The following is a 2,249-nucleotide window of genomic DNA, read 5'->3' on the forward strand; positions in this document are numbered from 1 at the left end:
GGCTCACCAAGGCTACGATCCGTAACTGGTCTGAGAGGATGATCAGTCACACTGGAACTGAGACAGTGGGGAATATTGGACAATGGGCGAAAGCCTGATCCAGCCATGCCGCGTGTGTGAAGAAGGTCTTCGGATTGTAAAGCACTTTAAGTTGGGAGGAAGGGCATTAACCTAATACGTTAGTGTTTTGACGTTACCGACAGAATAAGCACCGGCTAACTCTGTGCCAGCAGCCGCGGTAATACAGAGGGTGCAAGCGTTAATCGGAATTACTGGGCGTAAAGCGCGCGTAGGTGGTTCGTTAAGTTGGATGTGAAATCCCCGGGCTCAACCTGGGAACTGCATTCAAAACTGTCGAGCTAGAGTATGGTAGAGGGTGGTGGAATTTCCTGTGTAGCGGTGAAATGCGTAGATATAGGAAGGAACACCAGTGGCGAAGGCGACCACCTGGACTGATACTGACACTGAGGTGCGAAAGCGTGGGGAGCAAACAGGATTAGATACCCTGGTAGTCCACGCCGTAAACGATGTCAACTAGCCGTTGGGAGCCTTGAGCTCTTAGTGGCGCAGCTAACGCATTAAGTTGACCGCCTGGGGAGTACGGCCGCAAGGTTAAAACTCAAATGAATTGACGGGGGCCCGCACAAGCGGTGGAGCATGTGGTTTAATTCGAAGCAACGCGAAGAACCTTACCAGGCCTTGACATCCAATGAATCTGCTAGAGATAGCGGAGTGCCTTCGGGAGCATTGAGACAGGTGCTGCATGGCTGTCGTCAGCTCGTGTCGTGAGATGTTGGGTTAAGTCCCGTAACGAGCGCAACCCTTGTCCTTAGTTACCAGCGCGTAATGGCGGGCACTCTAAGGAGACTGCCGGTGACAAACCGGAGGAAGGTGGGGATGACGTCAAGTCATCATGGCCCTTACGGCCTGGGCTACACACGTGCTACAATGGTCGGTACAGAGGGTCGCCAAGCCGCGAGGTGGAGCTAATCCCAGAAAACCGATCGTAGTCCGGATCGCAGTCTGCAACTCGACTGCGTGAAGTCGGAATCGCTAGTAATCGCGAATCAGAATGTCGCGGTGAATACGTTCCCGGGCCTTGTACACACCGCCCGTCACACCATGGGAGTGGGTTGCACCAGAAGTAGCTAGTCTAACCTTCGGGAGGACGGTTACCACGGTGTGATTCATGACTGGGGTGAAGTCGTAACAAGGTAGCCGTAGGGGAACCTGCGGCTGGATCACCTCCTTAATCGAAGACATCAGCTTCTTCATAAGTTCCCACACGAATTGCTTGATTCATTGAAAAAGACGATTTAGAAGCAGCCCGAAATTGGGTCTGTAGCTCAGTTGGTTAGAGCGCACCCCTGATAAGGGTGAGGTCGGCAGTTCGAATCTGCCCAGACCCACCAATTTTGTGTGGGAAACGCCTGTAGAGATACGGGGCCATAGCTCAGCTGGGAGAGCGCCTGCCTTGCACGCAGGAGGTCAACGGTTCGATCCCGTTTGGCTCCACCACTTACTGCTTCTGTATTGTAGAGTTTAGAAATGAGCATTCCATCGATTGGATGGTGAATGTTGATTTCTAGTCTTTGATTAGATCGTTCTTTAAAAATTTGGGTATGTGATAGAAAGTTAGACCGGACAGCACTTTCACTGGTGGTGTTACGGGCTAAGGTAAAATTTGTGAGTTAAATTGCGAATTTTCGGCGAATGTCGTCTTCATAGTATAACCAGATTGCTTGGGGTTATATGGTCAAGTGAAGAAGCGCATACGGTGGATGCCTTGGCAGTCAGAGGCGATGAAAGACGTGGTAGCCTGCGAAAAGCTTCGGGGAGTCGGCAAACAGACTTTGATCCGGAGATGTCTGAATGGGGGAACCCAGCGGTCATAAGACCGTTACCTTACACTGAATACATAGGTGTATGGAGCGAACCAGGGGAACTGAAACATCTAAGTACCCTGAGGAAAAGAAATCAACCGAGATTCCCTTAGTAGTGGCGAGCGAACGGGGACCAGCCCTTAAGCTGTATTGAGATTAGCGGAACGTTCTGGAAAGGACGGCCATAGTGGGTGATAGCCCTGTACGCGAAAATCTCTTTGCAGTGAAATCGAGTAGGACGGAGCACGAGAAACTTTGTCTGAATATGGGGGGACCATCCTCCAAGGCTAAATACTACTGACTGACCGATAGTGAACTAGTACCGTGAGGGAAAGGCGAAAAGAACCCCGGAGAGGGGAGTGAAAT

2 tRNA genes and 2 rRNA genes are annotated in these 2,249 nt (G+C 51.1%); all 4 read left to right on the forward strand.

The features are described from left to right. Positions 1-1,252, forward strand: a 16S ribosomal RNA gene (locus tag QN399_RS26020); the annotation flags it as partial. An 83-nt stretch (positions 1,253-1,335) separates the two neighbouring features. After that, a tRNA-Ile gene (locus QN399_RS26025) sits at positions 1,336-1,412 on the forward strand. Positions 1,413-1,442: 30 nt separating this feature from the next. Further along, positions 1,443-1,518 (forward strand) — tRNA-Ala (locus tag QN399_RS26030). Between the two features lie 236 nt (positions 1,519-1,754). Beyond that, positions 1,755-2,249: ribosomal RNA gene (locus tag QN399_RS26035) — 23S ribosomal RNA — on the forward strand; the annotation flags it as partial.

The sequence above is a fragment of the Pseudomonas sp. 10C3 genome, from assembly GCF_036346185.1.
Lineage (GTDB): Bacteria > Pseudomonadota > Gammaproteobacteria > Pseudomonadales > Pseudomonadaceae > Aquipseudomonas.